This window comes from Simplicispira sp., from assembly GCF_028687295.1.
GTDB classification, from domain to species: Bacteria; Pseudomonadota; Gammaproteobacteria; order Burkholderiales; family Burkholderiaceae_C; genus Simplicispira; species Simplicispira metamorpha.
The window spans coordinates 1-17,865 of the sequence record NZ_JAQUAL010000063.1 but is presented as its reverse complement, the minus strand read 5'-3'; the positions used below and the strand labels follow the sequence as shown (position 1 = coordinate 17,865).

The following is a 17,865-nucleotide window of genomic DNA, read 5'->3' as shown; positions in this document are numbered from 1 at the left end:
TGCTCGGCGCTGGCGCGCTCTGCGGCGCTGTCGGGGTCGATCAGGTAGCCGAAGTGGAAGTTGCCGTCGCCCACGTGGCCGACCAGAAAGTACGGGATGCCACTGGCATCGGCCTCGGCCACCGAGTCGAGCAGGCAATCGGCCAGGCGGCTGATGGGCACGCAGGTGTCGGTGCTGATGGCGCGGCAGCCAGGGCGGCTTTGCACGGCGGCAAAGTAGGTGTTGTGCCGCGCCGTCCACAGGCGGGTGCGCTCCTCGGGGGTGCTGGCCCATTCAAAAGCGTTGCCGCCGAACTCGCTGGCAATCTCCTGCACGGTTTGCGCCTGCTCCTGCACGCTGGCGCTGGAGCCGTGGAACTCCATCAGCAGCATGGGTTCTTCGCGCAGGTTGAGCTTGCTGTGCGCGTTGACCATGCGCACGCTGTTGGCGTCGATCAGCTCCACGCGCGCAATCGGCACGCCCAGCTGGATGGTCTGGATGGTGGTGCGCACCGCCGCCTCGATGCTGGGGAACGAGCAGATCGCTGCGCTCACCGCCTCGGGCAGCGGGTACAGCTTGACGGTGATTTCGGTCATCACGCCCAGCGTGCCCTCGCTGCCCACCAGCAGGCGCGTGAGGTCGTAGCCTGCGCTGCTCTTTTTGGCGCGCGTGCCGGTGCGAATGACCTCGCCGCTGGCCGTGACCACTTCCAGCGCCAGCACGTTCTCGCGCATGGTGCCGTAGCGCACGGCGTTGGTGCCGCTGGCGCGCGTGGCGGTCATGCCGCCAATGCTGGCGTCGGCGCCGGGGTCAATCGGGAAGAACAGGCCGGTGTCCTTGATGGCGTCGTTCAGCGCCTTGCGCGTGATGCCGGGCTGCACCGTCACCGTGAGGTCGTCGGCGTTGATGCTCAGCACCTGGTTCATGCGCGACACGTCCAGGCTGATGCCGCCTTGCACGGCCAGCAGGTGGCCTTCGAGGGACGAGCCCGCGCCGTAGGGGATCACCGGCACGGCGTACTGCGCGGCCAGGCGCACGGCGTCTTGCACGTCTTGCGTGCTGTGCGCAAACACCACGGCAGAGGGGGGCGGGGCGACCAGCGAGCCTTCGTCGCGGCCATGCTGCTCGCACACGGCGCTCGCCGTGGAGCACTGGGCGCCAAAGCGCGCAGCCAGCGCCTCCAGCAAGGCAGCGGGCACGGTGCGTGGCACCAAAGGCGAGGGGGTCGGGTGGGTGGGTGTATTCATCACAATCTTTCCGCAGAGGGCAAAAAGAATACCACCGGCCCCACGCAAAAACGCCCTGGCCGACGAGAACCCGCCAGGGCGTTGCGCTTATCAACTTTTTACCGGAAAGGGGCGCGGCCTTGGCGCCGCGCGGGGGTCAGGTGCTCAGGACTTCACCCCCCGTTCAAATTCTTCATACGACAGGAAACCGTTCTTGTTGGTGTCCAGCGGCCCGAAGCGGTTGCCGATGGCGGGCAAGGTGGCTGCCTCCTGGGTGCTGAGCTGGCCATCGTGGTTGGCATCGGCGCGCTCAAAGGCGGTGCGGCTGGCCGAGGGAGCGGGGCCACCGGGCCCGGCGCTGAACTTGGAAGGGGCCGCCTGCGTGGCGGGGGCCGGGCCGATCACGGTTTTGGTATCTGCCCCCGGGGCTGCATGGGCTTGCAAAACGGCCGCACCACCCATGGCCAAAGCAGTAAACAGCATCACGCTGCGCGGGTTGAAAGGGTGGGTGCGTCGTTGCATGGTCTTGTGCATGGATCGGTTGCTCCATCAATGTTGAACAGATTTGCATTGCACCCCAGCCACGGGCGCAGGGCCAGCAGTTTTGCCTGCTGTTGCGTCAGCCAACATTTGCGCGCGCGGTGTAACGCACAATTCGGTATTCATCCCCCAGGAGCACACCAATGGCCAACCGATTGACACAAATTGCCACCCGCACCGGCGACGACGGCACCACCGGCCTGGGCGACAACACGCGCGTCCACAAGCACCACCTGCGCGTACAGGCCATGGGCGACGTGGACGAGCTGAACTCGCACCTGGGCCTGCTGCTGTGCGAGACGCTGCCGGGCGACGTGCGCGAGCTGCTGATCGACGTGCAGCACCAGCTGTTCAACCTGGGCGGAGAGCTGTCCATCCCCGGCTTTGAGCTGCTCAAGGAAGAGGCCGTGTTGCAGCTGGACCAGGCGCTGGCCACGCACAACGCCGCGCTGCCACGCCTGCAAGAGTTCATCCTGCCCGCTGGCACGCGCGCTGCTGCGCAGGCCCATGTGTGCCGCACCGTGGCACGCCGCGCCGAGCGCGCCGTGGTGGCCCTGGGCGCGCAGGAGGCGGTGCGCGAGGCGCCGCGCCACTACCTCAACCGCCTGTCTGACCTGATGTTTGTGCTGGCGCGCGTGCTCAACCGCATGGACGGCGGCGACGACGTGTACTGGAAAAGCGCCCGGCTGGCGCAGGCGGAATAAGCCCGGCTGAGCGCTGCCGTGCAGTCATCTTTTGATAGCTGCCAGCGCACACCAGCATGGGCCTGGAGTCGTTTTTTACCCATAATCCTGCCATGCACATCCGCCCCTTCCGCCCCGGCGATGCGTCGGCTCTGCGCGCGGTCTTTTATTCCTCTGTCCACCAACTCGCCCGCCTGGACTACAGCGCGGCGCAGTTGCACGCTTGGGCACCCAGTGAATACGACGCCGTGCAGTGGGCCGAGCGCCTGCGCGCCAACCAGCCTTTTGTGGCCGAGGTGGATGGCGCCATCGCCGGTTTTGCCGATGTGCAGCCCTCGGGCTACATCGACCAATTTTTTGTGGCGGGCGATTGGGCCGGGCGCGGCGTGGCGCGGACACTGATGGCGCAGATCCACCACACGGCGGCGCAGGCCCGCATGCCCCGGCTGTGGGCGCAGGTCAGCCTCAGCGCCGAGCCATTTTTTCGCCGCAGCGGCTTTGTGCTGGAGGCGCGCCAGCAAGTGACCGTGCGCGGCGTGGTGCTGGCCAACGCGCGCATGGGCAAGCCACTGCACGCTCCTTGATTGATAGCTGCTTGCGCACACTGGCAGGGCGCTACAGTCGTTTTTTGCCTTCATCTGACGCAGCCCCAGGCCAGCGCTGCGAACACATCCGGAAAACGTATCAGAATATGCCCGGTGCAACCGCACCGGCGCTGGATGGTTTTGGAGAACAAGGAAGACAAATGCAGATGAGCGACTGGAAAATTGGTACCCGGCTGGGGCTGGCTTTTGGCCTGCTGATCGTGATGATGCTGGGCGTGGTCGTGATCGGGCTGGTGCGCTTTGGCACGGTGGGCACGGTCAACAGCCGCATCATTGAGGAAGACTGGGTCAAGGCCGAGGCCGCCAACGTGATCGACACCACCACCCGGGCCAACGCCCGGCGCACCATGGAGCTGGTGCTGGCCACCGACGCACAGCACCTGCAAGCCATCAAGGCGGCCATTGCCACCAACAAAAAAACCATTGACGAGGCCGTCGCCACGCTGGACAAGCTGGTGCACCTGCCCGAGGGCAAAGCCCTGCTGGCACAGCTCAAGGACAAACGCGGCCAGTATGTGCAGTCGTTCACCCGCGTGATCGGGCTGGTCGATGGCGGCGCCAGAGACGATGCCATTGCACTCATCAAGTCCGAAACCCTGCCCGCGCTGGACGCCTTGCAAGAGCCCATCAACGGCCTGACGGCACTGCAAAAGCGCATCGTTGCCAACAGCAGCACCGAGGTGCTGGGCGACATCCGCAACTCCAGCTGGGTGATGCTGGCGCTGGGGCTGTCGGGCCTGGCGCTGGGCTCGGTGCTGGCGTACTGGATTACGCGCTCCATCACGGTGCCGCTGCGCCGTGCGGTGCAGGTGGCCCAGACGGTGGCGGCGGGCGATCTGGGCAGCCACATCGCGGTAGCAGGCCGCGATGAAACCAGCGAGCTGCTGCAAGCCCTGCGCGACATGAACCACAACCTGCAAAACATCGTCTCCCAAGTGCGCAGTGGCACCGACACCATTGCCACCGCCACCAGCCAGATTGCGGCGGGCAACCAGGACTTGTCCTCGCGCACCGAGGAGCAGGCCAGCGCGCTGGAGCAAACGGCAGCATCCATGCAGGAGCTGGCTGGCACCGTGAAGCACAACTTTGACAGCGGCAAGCACGCCAACGAGTTGGCCGAATCTGCCGCGCAGGTGGCCGCCAAGGGCGGCGCCGTGGTGGCGCAGGTGGTGGACACCATGGAGGCCATCAACGCCTCGTCGCGCAAGATCGCCGACATCATTGGCGTGATCGACGGCATTGCCTTCCAAACCAACATCCTGGCGCTCAATGCCGCTGTGGAAGCGGCCCGCGCCGGTGAACAAGGCCGTGGCTTTGCCGTGGTGGCCAGCGAGGTGCGCAGCCTGGCCGGGCGCAGCGCTGTAGCGGCCAAGGAGATCAAGGAGCTGATCTCTGCCTCGGTGGACAACGTCAGCGCGGGCTGCACGCTGGTCGAACAGGCGGGCAGTACCATGGACGAGATCGTGGTCAGCGTGCGCCGCGTGGCCGACATCATGGGCGAGATCAGCCTGGCCAGCCAAGACCAGACCACGGGCATCGACCAGATCAACCAGGCCATGGTGCAGATGGACCAGGTCACGCAGTCCAACGCCGCGCTGGTGGAAGAGGCGGCAGCGGCCGCGCAGTCGCTGGAGCACCAGGCGCAGACGCTGGTGCAGGTAGTGAGCGTTTTCAAGACCGGCGCGTCCGGTCAGCGGGCCTTGGCAGGCTGAACGCCTGGGGGCCGGGGCAGATTTGGCACACACAGGAGAACCACAGATGGCTTATTTCCAATGGGCAGATGACATGGTGATCGACAACGGCCCCATCGACCAAGACCACCGCAAGCTGGTGGAACAGGTCAATGCCCTGCACACCGCCACCACGGAGGGGCGCGGCCAAGAGGTGGTGGGCGCGCTGCTGGAGGCGCTGATCCACGACACGGTGCAGCACATCCAGCGCGAAGAGCAGCAGATGGCAGCCCTGGGCTATCCGCACCTGGAGCAGCACCAAAAAGGGCACGCGCTGTTTGTGGCCGATCTGCACGGCCTGCGCACCAAGTACCAAAGCGGGGGCATTACCGTGGCGGCGCAGCTCTCGACGCTGCTGCGCGACTGGCTGTCGCTGCACATCCGGCGCTACGACAAGGAGATGGTGGGTTTCATCCGGCAAAAAGACCGCGAGGGCCGGACAGTGGCGCATTCGCGGCGCCCGGCTGCGCTACTGAATTAGTAGCTGCTTGCGCCCATTGGACGGGCGCCTGAGGCTGTTTTGGCTTGAAATCAGCGCGGCGCCAGCACGGCCATGGTGATGCGCGATACGCAGGTCAGTTCACCCGCGTCGTTGACCATGTCGATCTGCCAGACCTGCGTGGTGCGCCCCACATGCACAGCGCGGGCCGTGCCCGTGACCCAGCCGCTGGTGGCGGCGCGGATGTGGTTGGCGTTGATGTCCAGGCCCACCACGCGGTGGCCTTCGGGGCTGGCGTAGTTGGCACCCATGGAGCCCAGCGTCTCGGCCAGCACCACGCTGACGCCGCCGTGCAGCAGGCCAAACGGCTGCTTGGTGCGGTGGTCCACCGGCACGCGGCCGCACAAAAAATCATCGCCCACCTCGGTAATTTCAATGCCCAGGTGCGAGATGGCGGTGTTGGCGCCAGACTGTTGGATGGCGGCCAGGGAGAGGGGTTTTTTCCAGATCGGCATGGGTTTTCTTCAGGCGGTGGCGGGTCACAACAAGGCGGCATTATCTGGCGCGGGGGGCACCGGCCCTGTCACTTGCGCGCCCCCGGGCCGGGGGGCGCCGCAGGCCGGGGCGGGCACTGCGGCAGGAGCGGTGTGGCGCTGGGCGCCAGCGCATCAGCCGCGCATGGTGCCGGTTTCGACAAAGCGCTGGTGCCACGACAGCGCCTCGGGCAGCAGGTGCGGCGTGTGCTGGCCACCGCCGCTGTGGCGCGCGCGCTCCAGGTAGTCGCGCAGGGCGGGGCGAAAGTCCGGGTGGGCGCATTTGTCGATGATGAGTTCGGCGCGCTGCGTGGGCGAGAGGCCGCGCAAATCGGCCAGGCCCTGCTCGGTAACGATGACCTGCACATCGTGCTCGGTGTGGTCCACGTGCGAGGCCATGGGCACGATGCACGAGATGGCGCCGCCCTTGGCCACCGAGGGCGTCATGAAGAACGACAGGTAGCCGTTGCGCGCAAAGTCGCCCGAGCCGCCGATGCCGTTCATGATGCTGGTGCCCATGATGTGCGTGGAGTTGACGTTGCCGTAGATGTCGGCCTCGATCATGGCGTTCATGGCGATCACGCCCAGGCGGCGCACCAGCTCGGGGTGGTTGCTGATCTCTTGCGGGCGCAGCACGATGCGCTGGCGGTAGAAGTCGATGTTGCGCGTGAAGTCTTCCAGCGCCGCCGGGCTCAGCGACAGCGCCGTGGCCGAGGCGCTGGCCAGCTTGCCGCTGCGCAGCATGTCCAGCATGCCGTCTTGCAGCACTTCGGTGTAGGCGGTGAGGTTCTCAAACGGCCCTTGGTTCAACCCGGCCAGCACCGCGTTGGCGATGTTGCCCACGCCCGATTGCAGCGGCAGCAGGTTGGCGGGCAGGCGGCCCAGCTTCACCTCCTGCTGCATGAACTCGATGATGTGCCCGGCAATCTGCTCGGACACCGCATCGGGTGCGGCAAACGTGGAGTTGCGGTCGGACTGGCTGGTGTGCACCACGGCAATCACCTTGCTCAGGTCGCAGCGCAGGTAGGGCTCGCCAATGCGCTCATCGGGCGCGGTCATGGGGATGGGCTTGCGGTGCGGCGGGCGGTCGGTGCCGTAGTAGATGTCGTGCATCCCTTCCAGGCCGGGGTTTTGCAGGTCGTTGACCTCCAGGATGATTTTGTCGGCCTGGTCCAGCCAGGTCTTGTTGTTGCCCACCGAGGACGACGGAATCAGGCGCCCGTCGGGCAGCACGCCGGCCACCTCCACCACCGCCACATCGAGCTTGCCCAGAAAACCGAACCAGACAAACTGCGCCATGTGCGAGAGGTGGATGTCCATGTACTGCATCTGCCCGGCATTGATGCGCTGGCGGCAGGCCGGGTCGGACTGGTAGGGCATGCGCATTTCAATGCCGCCGACCTTGGCCAGCGCGCCGTCCAGCTCTGGCGCCGTGGAGGCGCCCGTCCACAGGCCGATCTTGAACGGCTGGCCCTGGGCGTGCAGCGCCTCGATGCGCCGCGCCAGCGCCATGGGCACCGCCTTGGGGTAGCCCGCGCCGGTAAAACCGCTCATGCCCACATTGGCACCGGCAGGAATAAGCGCTGCCGCCTCGTCGGCTGACATGGCGCGCTGGAGAAAGTCTGGGTGGCGTACCCGATCGGCCAAGGACATGGAAAAACTCCGCAAGATGTGCTGGGCGCCGCAGGCTGCGGCGTGCGAAAGTTGCGGATTCTATCCGGCACACCTTGCGCTATCAGGGTTTGCCCTGACAGGGTTTTTACCGAGTCGGCGCAGCGGTGCCGGAGCGGTTGAGCAGCGCGTGCAACACGATGGCGCCAAACGTGGCGGTACCGATGCCGCCCAGGGCAAAGTCGCCAAACTTGAGCGTGAAATCGCCCGTGCCCAGGATGAGCGTGACAGCGGCCACGATGAGGTTTTTGTTGTCCGAGAAGTCCACCCGGTTGTCCACCCAGATTTTGGCCCCGGCCACGGCAATCAGCCCGAACACAACGATGGAGACGCCGCCCATCACCGGCAACGGAATGGACTGGATCACGGCGCCAAACTTGGGCGAAAAGCCCAGCAGCACGGCAATCAGCGCCGCCGCCAAGAACACTGCGGTGGAGTAGATTTTGGTGGCCGCCATCACGCCGATGTTCTCGGCATAGGTGGTCACGCCGGTGCCGCCTGCTGCGCCACTGACCATGGTGGCAATGCCGTCACCAATGAAGGCGCGGCCCATGTATTGGTCGAGGTTCTTGCCGGTCATGGCCGTCACGGCCTTGATGTGGCCCAGGTTTTCGGCCACCAGAATCACCACCACGGGCGCAATCAGCAGCATGGCCGGGCCGCTGAACACGGGGGCCGAGAAGCTGGGCAACCCCAGCCACGGCGCCGCTGCCACCGCCGACCCATCGAGCGCCTTGCCCAGGCCCAGGCCGTTGGCCAGCAGCGCATACAGCAGGCTGGAGACGATCAGGCCCACCAGAATCAGCAAGCGCTGCACCATGCCGCGCGTGAGCACCGCCACCAGCCCGACGCAGACAAACGTCAGCGCCTGCATCCAGCTGTCAAAGTTGCTGGCGGCCATGTTCTTGACCGGAATACCCGCCAGGTTCAGCCCGATCACCGCCACCACGGCGCCCGTGACCACGGGCGGCATGAAGCGCTCTATCCAGCCCGTGCCCAGCACCTGCACCACCACGCCAATGAGCGTGTAGATCAGGCCGCAGGCGATGATGCCGCCCAGCGCCAGGCCGATTTGTGCGTTGGGGCCTTTGCCGCCATAGGCCGTGGCGGCAATCACCACGCCGATGAAGGCAAAGCTCGACCCCAGGTAGCTGGGCACCTTGCCGCCCGTAATCAGAAAGAAGATCAGCGTGCCGATGCCGCTCATCAAAATGGCCAGGTTGGGGTCAAACCCCATCAGGATGGGCGCCAGCACGGTGGAGCCAAACATGGCAATCACGTGCTGCACGCCCATGGCGCCCGTTTGCGCCCAGGGCAGGCGCTCGTCGGGGCCGATCACGCCGCCTTGCAGTAGTACATCCGCGCTTTTCTCGCGCCATTTCAGCAGTCCCATGGTGGTTTTCCAGATGGTGAAAGGCTGAAATGCTACGCCCAAATGCGACAAGGACGGCCAGGCCGTCCTTGTTTTTTGCTATTTATTCAATAGCTGTTAGCGCTTACCGCGCGTGGCTTTGAGGCCAGAAAGACCTCAAAACCATGCCGCACGGTGCGGCGCCCGTGGTTCAGGCCACGCTGCGGGCGGGCAGCACGGTGCCACGGCATTCGCCAAAACCGATGCGCGCCGCACCGGCTTTTTCGCACCAGCCGCGCAGGATGACGGTGTCGCCATCTTCCAGGAAGCCGCGCTGCTCGTCGGGGGCGCCAGGGCCGCTCAGGGTGACGGGCTCACGGCCCCCCTTGGTCAGCTCGATCAGGGCGCCGGCCTCGGAGGGCGTGGGGCCGGAGATGGTGCCCGAGCCCAGCAGATCGCCGGGCTGCAGGTTGCAGCCGCCCACGGTGTGGTGGGCCACCATTTGCGCAGCCGTCCAGTACTGGTGGCGGAAGCTCGTTTGCGACACGCGCACCGGGCCAGCGCCCGCAGCGGTGCGCTGGGGCGTTTGCAGCAGCACTTCGAGCTGGATGTCCAGCGCGCCCTCGGCGTTGTTGCTGGCGTCATCGAGGTAGGGCAGTGGCTTGGGATCGGCAGCGGGGCGCTCCCAGGCCTGACGGTAGGGGGCCAGGGCCTCCATGGTCACGATCCAGGGCGAGACGGTGGTGGCAAAGTTCTTGGCCAGGAACGGGCCCAGGGGCTGGTATTCCCAGGCCTGGATGTCGCGCGCCGACCAGTCGTTGAGCAAGCAAATGCCGAAGATGTGCTGGTCGGCTTCGCCCAGGGCAATGGCCTCACCCAGCGCGTTGCCCTGGCCGATGTACATGCCGACTTCCAGCTCATAGTCCAGGCGCTTGCATGGGCCGAACTCGGGAGCCGTGGCACCAGCGGGCATGTATTGGCCCAACGGGCGGCGCACTTCCTGGCCACTGACGCCAATGCTGGAGACGCGGCCGTGGTAGCCCACGGGAATCCAGCGGAAGTTGGGCAGCACGGGGTCGGTGCCGTTGTCGCCGCGCATGATCTTGCCGATGTTGGCCGAGTGGTGGACGGAGGTGTAGAAGTCGGTGTAGTCGCCGATTTGTGCGGGCACGTTGTATTCCACGGCCACTTGCGGCACCAGGCAGCTGCGCAGGGCTTCGACCTTGGGGCCTTCAGCGCCTTCCTTGAGCAGGTCGAACAGGCCGTGGCGCAGCGCTTGCCAGGCCTTGGGGCCCAGGGCCATCAGCACGTTGAGGTTGTGGTAAGCGCCAGCCAGGGCTGCTTCTGCGGCCAAACCTTCGAGGCAGCCCACCACCACCACCCGGGCCAGGTCGATCACCTGGTCGCCAATGGCCACGCCACCGCGAAACGCTTCGTCTTCCTGGTAGTGGCGGAACACGGCCAGGGGCAGGTTCTGGATGGGGAAGTCGGTGCCGGGCGTATTGGCCGAGGCCACCCAGCTGCGGGCTGCGGGATCGTGGGTGTGGTTCAGTGCGGTCATGCGATCAGACTTTCTGGGTAAAAAAGAGGGTGGCTTGGGCGATGGCCGGGCCACGGTGCCGTACCAGGTGTCGCGCGCGACACCTGTCGCCCACATTGTGGTGCCTGCGGCGCCGGGCTAAAGGGGCAATCAGCGGGGGATTTTGCCGGGGAATCGGCGGCATCAGGTGCGCTGCACAAACACCAGCACAAAGCGTGTGCCGCTGGCGTCGCTGTCCACCCGCACACTGCCGCCGTGCAGCTGCATGATGGAGCGCACGATGGCCAGCCCCAAGCCACCCGAGTCGCCCGGCTGCGCGCGCGCCGGGTCGCAGCGGTAAAAGCGGTCAAACAGCCGGGGCAGGTGCTCGGGGGCGATGGGGGTGCCCTGGTTGCTCACAGTGATCTCGGTGCCGCCCGCGCATGGCCCGCTGGCGATGCGCACGGGGCTGTCGGCGCTGCCGTAGCGCAGGGCGTTGGCAATCAGGTTGGCCAGTGCGCGGCGCAGCAGCTGCGGGTCGGCGTGCAGCGTGCCGTGGGCCGCGTTGACCAGCACGATGCCGCGCTCCTCGGCCATGCCCTCGAAGTAGTCGCACAACTGCGCCACCGTGTCTTGCAGCGCGACGGGTGCGCGGTCCACGGCGGCATCGGGCTGCTCGGCGCGGGCCAGAAACAGCATGTTGTCGATCATGCGGGCCAGGCGCTCGTACTCTTCCAGGTGCGAGGCCAGCAGGCTTTGGTACTCCTGGGGCGGGCGTTCTTTGCGCAAGGCCCACTGGGTGTGGCCCAGCAGGTTGTTCAGGGGCGTGCGCATCTCGTGCGCCAGGTCTTCAGAAAAGCGCGACAGGCGGCCAAAACCGTCCTCCAGGCGCGCCAGCATGTGGTTCAGGGCCTGGCCCAGGTGCTGCAACTCGTGCACCTGCTCAAACCCCTCCACGCGCAGGTGCAGGTGCTGTACGTCGATGGCGGCGGCGCGCGCTGCCAGGTCACGCACCGGGCGCAGGCTGCGCTGGCTCAGCGCCCAGCCCAGTGCAAACGCCAGCAGCGCGCCCGTGCCCAGCGCCAGCCACAGCTTGGTGCGGTAGGCGGCTAGCATCTGCGTGCGCTCGGCCAGCAGCTTGCCAGCCACCAGCGTCAGGTCGCGATCCCCGTGGCGCACATGCAGCCAGGCCAACCGCGAGGGCACAGCGCCGCCGCCTTCGCCCAATTGCACGGCAGCGTGGCGCGCCAGCACTGGCACGGCCAGATGCGCCGGGTTGACCTCGATGAGCGGCTGGCCCGCACTGTCGAGCACCCACAGCAGGTTCTCGCGGTTGCCCAGCATGTTGGCGTAGAGCTGGGGGCGCAGTTGCAGGGCTTCGATGCTGGCGGTGTCGTCCAGCAGCGCGCGCATGCGCTCGATGCGCCCCACCAGCGCCTGGTCGTCACGCCAGGCAATTTCGCGCTCCAGCGACTGGTACAGGTACAGGCCCAGCACGCCCAGCACCAGGGCACTGGCCAGGGCAAACAGCAGCGCCAGCCGCAGGGCCAGCGCGCGCGGCCACAGCCTCATGCCGGCACCTCCAGCGTGTAGCCCATGCCGCGCACGGTGTGGATCAGCTTGAGCGGGTAGGGGTCATCCACCTTGGCGCGCAGGCGCCGGATGGCGACATCCACCACGTTGGTGTCGCTGTCAAAGTTCATGTGCCAGACCTGCGAGGCGATCTGCGCGCGCGAGAGCACCTCGGCCTCGCGGCTGATCAGCAGGTGCAGCAGCGCAAACTCTTTGTTGGTCAGCGTGATGCGCTCGCCCGCCCGCGTGACGCGCCGGCGCAGCACATCGAGCTGCAAATCGGCCACCTGGAACTGGGCCACCTCGCGCGGCGGCCCCCGGCGCAGCAAGGTGCGCACGCGCGCCAGCAGCTCGGCGTACGAAAACGGCTTGACCAGGTAGTCATCTGCACCCAGCTCCAGGCCCCTGACGCGGTCTTCCACGGCGTCGCGCGCCGTCAGGAACAGCACGGGCGTCTGGCTGGTGCGCCGGATGATCTGCAACAGCTGCCAGCCGTCGATGCCTGGCAGCATCACGTCCAGGATGACCAGGTCGAACGCGCTCTCCTGCGCCAGAAACTGGCCGTCGATGCCGTTGTGCGCCACCTCGACCAGATACCCCGATTCGCCCAGTGCCTTGCGCAGGTAGTCTGCGGCCTTGACCTCGTCTTCCACCACCAATATGCGCATGTGCGTATGCCTCCAGGGGGCCAAGGTTAGGCGCATTCGGTGCGGGCGGGGATGACAATTTTGTAATCCCCGTGCCATCGTTTTGACGGGGTGGGATGGGCACCATCACAGGTCTTCGCTGTCCGAAGCCCCTGAAAGGAACCCGCCCATGCTGTTGCGCACTGTCCCCCTGACCTTGACCGCCTTTGCCCTGTGCGCCTGCGCCGCCACCAGCGCCCTGGCAGCTCCGCCCGCACCGGCGCCCATCGCACACCAGCCCAATGTCTCGCTGGCACTGGCCAATGCGCTGGTCCATGCCACCTTGGCCGCCTGCCACGCCGAAGGCCGCTCCGCCGTGGCAGCGGTGGTAGACCGGGGCGGCAACCTGATCGCCGTGCAGCGCGATGACAGCGTGGGCCCGCACAACACCGAGGCAGCGCAGCGCAAGGCGTTCACCGCGCTATCGACCAAGACGCCCACGCGCCTGCTGGCCACCAACGCCCGGGCCAACCCCGATGCGCACAACCTCAACACCATCGGCTCCTTGCTGCTGATCGGCGGCGGTGTGCCGCTGACCGTGGGCAAGGACGTGATTGGCGCCATCGGCGTGGGCGGCGCGGGCGGTGCCGCGCAGGACGAAGCCTGCGCCCTCCAGGCCATCGCCCAAGTGATGCCCAGTGCAGCACCTGCGCCAGCCCCCTGATTTTGTGACGACTGACCCGCTTTCTCCCTCAACCGCAACCCCAGGAAACCTGACCATGACCTGTTCTCTCAAATCCCTGTGCGCTGGCATCGCTTTGTGCGGTGCTTCTGCCATCGCCTTTGCCGCGGGCAACCCCCTGAGCGTGCACGTGCTCAACCTGCAAGACGGCTTGCCCTCGCCGGGCGTGAAAGTGCTGCTGGAAAAACAAAGCGGCAAGGACTGGACGGCCCTGAACAGCGGCACCACCAACGAGCAAGGCCGCATCACGGCCCTCTTCCCCGAAGGCAAGGCCATGGAAAAAGGCACCTACCGCGTCACCTTCCAGACCGGCGATTGGTTTGCCAAAAACAAGGCCAGCACCTTTTTTCCTGAAGTGCCCGTGATCTTTGCCGCAGATGGCACCGTGCCCCACTACCACATCCCGCTGCTGCTGAGCCCCTACGGTTTCTCGACCTACCGCGGCAACTGAGGCGGCGCGCCAGGCCCGGTGCGATCGCCGGTGCCGGGCGGGTGCGCAGGGAACTTCAGCGCGCGGCGGGACGCCAGTTCACCAGCACGATCCCTGCGGCCACCAGCACCAGCGCCCCCACCAGGGGCAGCGTGACCGGCTCGCCCAGCCACCAGGCGCCAAACAGCAGCGCAAACACCGGCGTGAGGAAGACGAACACCGAAATTTTTGTGGCCGGGTAATGCGCCAGCATCCACATCCAGGCCAGGTAGCTGGCAAACGCCCCGACCAGCGCCTGCACCAGCAGCGAGGTGGCAGCAAAGGCGCTGATATCCAGGCTCCAGCGCTCGCCCAGCGCCAGCGACACCAGCGGCAGCACCGCTGTGCTCACGGCCACCTGATAGAACAGCTGCTTTTCCGGGGCGATGCCGCCCAAAGGCGTGCTGCGGATGACCACCGTGGTCAGCGCCCAGAGCAGGCCGCCCAGCAGCCCCAGCACATCGCCCAGCCAAGCCAGCGGCTGCGCTGCACGGGCTGCACCCCACAGGCCATCGCCCAGCGCCCAGGTCACGCCCATGAAGGCAGCCGCCAGCCCCAGCCATTGCAGGCCCCGCAAGCGCTCGCCGGGCACAAAATGCGGCAGCAGCAGCGCCACCCAAAAAGGCGCGCTGTACAAAAACACCGTCAGGCGCGAGGCGGTGGTGTAGCGCAGCCCCGTGTACAGGCAAACAAACTCTGCGGCAAACAACGCACCGGCCAACAGACCCGGGCCCAGCGCGTGGTCGCGCCGCCACAGCGCAATGCCACGCCAGCGGCACCACAGCACCAGGGCCAGCGTGGCCAGGGCAAAACGCACAAAAGCCTGGAACACCGGTGCCACTTCTGCCACAGTGGCCTTGACCAGCACCTGCTGCAAGCCCCAGAACAGGCAACAAGCCAACAACAGCGACATCGCCAGGGCATCGAGATGGGATTTGCGGGCAAAAGGCATGCGGCATTATCCAAGCAGACCAGCGCACTGGCAGACATGTTCAGACACACCTGCCGCAGCAGGCGCGCGGTACACTTTGCGCCTTCAGAGCGCATCTTTTTTGCCCCTCCCTAACGCACCAGTCCACCCCATGGCCATTGACACTGCGGGCCAGTCCCGCGCCAGCTTTGACCTCAAGAGCGCTTCGCTGCCGGTGGTGGCTGTGGTGCTCAAGACCACCAACACCGAGGTGCTGGCTGCAGACCTGGCCCGGCGCCTGGCAGACGACCCCGGTTTTTTCGACAACGACCCCGTGCTGATTGATCTGGCACCGGTGCGCGATGCCGACGAACCCATCGACTTTGCTGCGGTGTCGGCCCTCTTGCGCCAACACCACACGCTGCCCGTGGCCGTGCGCGGCGGCAGCCCGGCGCAGATGGAAGCGGCGCACGCTGTGGGCCTGGTGGCAGCCCCCGAGGCGCCACCGGCGCGTGTGCAACCCACACCGTCCGACCCCGCCCCCACGCCAACCGAAGCAACCCACACAGTAGAGGTGGTCGAGGTGGTGCGCGAAGTGCCCATCCCGGGCCCCGGCACCGTGGTGGTGGACAAGCCCTTGCGCTCGGGCCAGCAGGTGTATGCGCGCGGCGCTGATCTGGTGGTGCTGGCCATGGTGAGCTTTGGCGCTGAAGTGATTGCCGATGGCAACGTCCACGTCTACGCCCCACTGCGCGGGCGCGCCATTGCCGGAGCGCGCGGCGACACCAGCGCCCGCATTTTTACGACCTGCATGGAGCCCCAGCTGGTCTCCATTGCCGGCATCTACCGCACCACCGAAGTGGCCATACCTGCCGAGATTGCCGGCAAGCCCGCCCAGGTGCGACTCGATGGCGAAAAACTGCTCATTGAACCGCTATGAGCCTGTTTTTTCAGCTGCCCCCATTTCACAGGAATCTCAACCCATGACCAAAATTGTCGTCGTGACTTCTGGCAAAGGTGGCGTGGGCAAAACCACCACCAGCGCCGCCTTTTCATCGGGCCTGGCGCTGCGCGGCCACAAAACCGCCGTGATCGACTTTGACGTCGGCCTGCGCAACCTCGACCTCATCATGGGCTGTGAGCGGCGCGTGGTGTACGACATCATCAACGTCATTCAGGGCGAAGCCAACTTGAACCAGGCGCTCATCAAGGACAAGCAGTGCGACAACCTGTTCATCCTGGCCGCCTCGCAAACGCGCGACAAGGATGCGCTGGTGCTTGAAGGCGTGGGCAAAGTGCTCAAAGACCTGGCAGCCATGGGGTTTGAGTACATCGTGTGCGACTCGCCCGCTGGCATCGAAAGCGGCGCCCTCATGGCCATGCACTTTGCCGATGAGGCCCTGGTCATCACCAACCCCGAGGTGTCATCGGTGCGCGACTCCGATCGCATTCTGGGCATGCTGGGCTCCAAAACGAAACGCGCTATCGACGGCGGCGAGCCCATCAAAGAGCACCTGCTGATCACGCGCTACAACCCGGGCCGGGTCGAAGATGGCCACATGCTGTCGCTGGAAGACATCCAGGATATTTTGCGCATTCCGCTCATCGGTGTGATCCCCGAATCCGAGGCGGTGCTGCAAGCGTCCAACCAGGGCCTGCCCGCCATCCACCTCAAAGGCACTGACGTGGCCGAGGCCTACCAGGACGTGGTGGCACGCTTTCTGGGCGAAGAGCGGCCGCTGCGTTTCACGGATGCGCAAAAGCCCAGCTTCTTCAAGCGCATCTTTGGCGGAAGGTAGGCTGGCCATGTCTTTGCTGTCCCTGTTTCTCGGAGAAAAAAAGACCTCCGCCACCGTCGCCCGCGAGCGCCTGCAAATCATCTTGGCGCACGAGCGCACGGGCCGCAGCGCCGAGATCCCTGACTACCTGCCCGCGTTGCAACGCGAGTTGCTGGAGGTGATCTCCAAATACGTCTCCATCAGCCTCAATGACATCAAGGTCAACCTGGAGCGCCAGGAAAACCTGGAGGTGCTGGAAGTGAAGATCGAGCTGCCCGAAGTCGGGCGCTGATCCCTATCGGGGCCTGCACAGGCCGTTTGCCGCAGTCAGAGCGGGTGCTCGGTGTAAAAGCGCCCGCCGTGGTAGAGCAGCGGTGCAGCGCCTGCGCGGTGGGTGCAGCGCTCTACCTCACCGACAAAAATCACGTGGTCGCCTTCGTCGTAGCGGCTGCGGTTGAAGCACTCGAACGTGGCCAGCGCACCATCGAGCAGCGGCGCACCGCTCACGCCGGGCGTGTGCGCCACCCCGGCCCAGCGGTCTTCTGTGCGCGAGGCAAAGCGCTCGGCCAGCGCCTTCTGATCGGCACACAGCACGTTGATGGCGTAGTGCGATCCTGCGGCAAACACCGGCATGGAAGCGGCCTTGTGCGCCAGGCTCCACAGCACCAGAGGCGGCGTCAGTGACACCGAGTTGAAAGAACTGGCCGTGAGCCCCACCAATTCACCGGCGGCGCTGCGGGCCGTGACGATGGTCACCCCCGTGGCAAACATGCCCAAGGCATCGCGAAACTCACGGTGAGAAAAACTGGGTGGACGGGGCAGTACAGAAGGCGACACAGGCAGGCGGAATCGAAAAGGGGAGCCCATTATCGTTGTGCTGTTGCGGGCGCGGGCAGAGCGGCCCGTTTGCAATATGAACGACGTGGTTGCAAAACAACTTTGTCATTTATTTTTCAACCGCAATGAATAAGATGGCAACCATGCAAACGCCGCAACCCAAAGTCTCTTTCAAGGAGCAGATGCACCAGGCGCGTGAGGACGCAATCTTGCAGTCCACCTGCCGCCTGTTGAGCGACAAAGCCTACGACGCCATGACCATGGATGATGTGGCCCAGGCCGTGGGCATTGCCAAGGCCAGCCTGTATAAACATTTCTGTAGCAAGGAAGAGCTGTGCTGCGCGGCCATGGTGCAGATTTTGGGTCGCCTGCGCACTTTTCTGGACAGTCTGGCACCCGAGCAGCCGCCGCTGGACAAGCTGCAAGCGCTGGTACGCTGGTCGCTACAGCGCTTGCTGGCCCACGAGATGCCGCTGCTGCCCAGCCGCAATTCATCGCTGCGCGCCGTCTTGATGGCCAACCCCAGCCACCTTGAGGGGCTGGTGGCCGTGAGTGACCAGGTGGGCCAGTGGATCACCCAGGCCCAGGCCCAAGGGGTGCTCGACCCGTCGCTGCCCCCGCTGGTGGTGCTTTACACGCTGTACGCCCGCGCCTG

20 protein-coding genes are annotated in these 17,865 nt (G+C 65.9%); 10 read left to right on the top strand and 10 right to left on the bottom strand.

Annotated features, from left to right (window positions below):
• Together PHX69_RS08875 and PHX69_RS08870 are read right to left on the bottom strand one after the other, a co-directional pair.
• A partial coding sequence (locus PHX69_RS08875; RefSeq protein ID WP_288043363.1) for an FAD-binding oxidoreductase occupies window positions 1-1,226 on the bottom strand: 1,226 nt, incomplete at its 3' end.
• 144 nt (window positions 1,227-1,370) lie between these two features.
• Window positions 1,371-1,727, bottom strand: a complete 357-nt coding sequence (locus PHX69_RS08870) for an EF-hand domain-containing protein (protein WP_241524956.1) — start codon at window positions 1,725-1,727, stop codon at window positions 1,371-1,373.
• A gap of 161 nt (window positions 1,728-1,888) precedes the next feature.
• Between PHX69_RS08870 and PHX69_RS08865 the strand changes: the two genes are divergently transcribed.
• The 4 genes from PHX69_RS08865 (at window position 1,889) to PHX69_RS08850 (ending at window position 5,244) form a co-directional block, all read left to right on the top strand.
• The gene (locus PHX69_RS08865; protein ID WP_119013604.1) at window positions 1,889-2,449 is read left to right on the top strand and encodes a cob(I)yrinic acid a,c-diamide adenosyltransferase; all 561 of its coding nucleotides are present in this window, start codon (window positions 1,889-1,891) and stop codon (window positions 2,447-2,449) included.
• A 92-nt stretch (window positions 2,450-2,541) separates the two neighbouring features.
• Window positions 2,542-3,012 carry a GNAT family N-acetyltransferase gene (locus PHX69_RS08860; protein ID WP_288043362.1) on the top strand — a complete coding sequence of 157 codons (471 nt, stop codon included), beginning with the start codon at window positions 2,542-2,544 and terminating at the stop codon, window positions 3,010-3,012.
• 167 nt (window positions 3,013-3,179) lie between these two features.
• Window positions 3,180-4,745 carry a methyl-accepting chemotaxis protein gene (locus tag PHX69_RS08855; RefSeq protein ID WP_288043361.1) on the top strand — a complete coding sequence of 522 codons (1,566 nt, stop codon included), beginning with the start codon at window positions 3,180-3,182 and terminating at the stop codon, window positions 4,743-4,745.
• A gap of 46 nt (window positions 4,746-4,791) precedes the next feature.
• Entirely contained in the window at window positions 4,792-5,244 is a 453-nt protein-coding gene (locus tag PHX69_RS08850) for a bacteriohemerythrin (RefSeq protein ID WP_132750359.1), read from the top strand.
• A gap of 50 nt (window positions 5,245-5,294) precedes the next feature.
• Here PHX69_RS08850 and PHX69_RS08845 read toward each other — a convergent pair whose 3' ends face one another.
• From PHX69_RS08845 to PHX69_RS08820, 6 genes are all read right to left on the bottom strand, one after another.
• Window positions 5,295-5,717: a hotdog fold thioesterase gene (locus tag PHX69_RS08845; protein WP_288043360.1), complete on the bottom strand. Its 423-nt coding sequence runs from the start codon at window positions 5,715-5,717 to the stop codon at window positions 5,295-5,297.
• Between the two features lie 153 nt (window positions 5,718-5,870).
• Window positions 5,871-7,388: a succinyl-CoA:acetate CoA-transferase ScpC gene (scpC, locus tag PHX69_RS08840; protein WP_288043359.1), complete on the bottom strand. Its 1,518-nt coding sequence runs from the start codon at window positions 7,386-7,388 to the stop codon at window positions 5,871-5,873.
• Between the two features lie 106 nt (window positions 7,389-7,494).
• The gene (locus PHX69_RS08835; RefSeq protein WP_119012201.1) at window positions 7,495-8,799 is read right to left on the bottom strand and encodes a solute carrier family 23 protein; all 1,305 of its coding nucleotides are present in this window, start codon (window positions 8,797-8,799) and stop codon (window positions 7,495-7,497) included.
• A gap of 169 nt (window positions 8,800-8,968) precedes the next feature.
• Window positions 8,969-10,318: a fumarylacetoacetase gene (fahA, locus tag PHX69_RS08830; protein WP_119012065.1), complete on the bottom strand. Its 1,350-nt coding sequence runs from the start codon at window positions 10,316-10,318 to the stop codon at window positions 8,969-8,971.
• A gap of 162 nt (window positions 10,319-10,480) precedes the next feature.
• Window positions 10,481-11,848 carry a heavy metal sensor histidine kinase gene (locus PHX69_RS08825; RefSeq protein WP_119012066.1) on the bottom strand — a complete coding sequence of 456 codons (1,368 nt, stop codon included), beginning with the start codon at window positions 11,846-11,848 and terminating at the stop codon, window positions 10,481-10,483.
• Window positions 11,845-12,516, bottom strand: coding sequence for a heavy metal response regulator transcription factor (locus PHX69_RS08820; RefSeq protein WP_288043357.1), 672 nt, complete (start codon window positions 12,514-12,516; stop codon window positions 11,845-11,847). The genes PHX69_RS08825 and PHX69_RS08820 overlap by 4 nt, the downstream gene beginning before the upstream one ends.
• Window positions 12,517-12,664: 148 nt before the next feature.
• Between PHX69_RS08820 and PHX69_RS08815 the strand changes: the two genes are divergently transcribed.
• Together PHX69_RS08815 and uraH are read left to right on the top strand one after the other, a co-directional pair.
• Window positions 12,665-13,198: a GlcG/HbpS family heme-binding protein gene (locus PHX69_RS08815; protein ID WP_288043356.1), complete on the top strand. Its 534-nt coding sequence runs from the start codon at window positions 12,665-12,667 to the stop codon at window positions 13,196-13,198.
• A gap of 55 nt (window positions 13,199-13,253) precedes the next feature.
• Entirely contained in the window at window positions 13,254-13,667 is a 414-nt protein-coding gene (gene uraH, locus PHX69_RS08810; protein WP_288043355.1) for a hydroxyisourate hydrolase, read from the top strand.
• A 55-nt stretch (window positions 13,668-13,722) separates the two neighbouring features.
• Here the strand turns inward: uraH and PHX69_RS08805 are convergent, their stop codons facing one another.
• Window positions 13,723-14,637 (bottom strand): DMT family transporter, encoded by a 915-nt coding sequence (locus PHX69_RS08805; RefSeq protein WP_119012070.1) that lies wholly within the window; start codon window positions 14,635-14,637, stop codon window positions 13,723-13,725.
• A gap of 130 nt (window positions 14,638-14,767) precedes the next feature.
• On the opposite strand from PHX69_RS08805, the gene minC reads away from it, so the two are divergent.
• From minC to minE, 3 genes are read left to right on the top strand one after another with little or no spacing between them, the layout of a single operon-like run.
• Window positions 14,768-15,535 (top strand): septum site-determining protein MinC, encoded by a 768-nt coding sequence (minC, locus tag PHX69_RS08800; protein WP_119012071.1) that lies wholly within the window; start codon window positions 14,768-14,770, stop codon window positions 15,533-15,535.
• A 43-nt stretch (window positions 15,536-15,578) separates the two neighbouring features.
• A complete protein-coding gene (gene minD, locus PHX69_RS08795; protein ID WP_119012072.1) occupies window positions 15,579-16,394 on the top strand; it encodes a septum site-determining protein MinD in 816 nt (271 codons plus the stop codon).
• A 7-nt stretch (window positions 16,395-16,401) separates the two neighbouring features.
• Complete coding sequence (minE, locus tag PHX69_RS08790) at window positions 16,402-16,665, top strand: cell division topological specificity factor MinE (RefSeq protein WP_119012073.1); 264 nt, start codon at window positions 16,402-16,404, stop codon at window positions 16,663-16,665.
• Window positions 16,666-16,700: 35 nt separating this feature from the next.
• Here minE and PHX69_RS08785 read toward each other — a convergent pair whose 3' ends face one another.
• The gene (locus PHX69_RS08785) at window positions 16,701-17,144 is read right to left on the bottom strand and encodes a flavin reductase family protein (RefSeq protein ID WP_502958506.1); all 444 of its coding nucleotides are present in this window, start codon (window positions 17,142-17,144) and stop codon (window positions 16,701-16,703) included.
• Window positions 17,145-17,344: 200 nt separating this feature from the next.
• Here PHX69_RS08785 and PHX69_RS08780 point away from each other — a divergent pair.
• Window positions 17,345-17,865 (top strand): TetR/AcrR family transcriptional regulator (locus PHX69_RS08780; protein ID WP_288043353.1); only part of this gene is annotated, 521 nt, incomplete at its 3' end.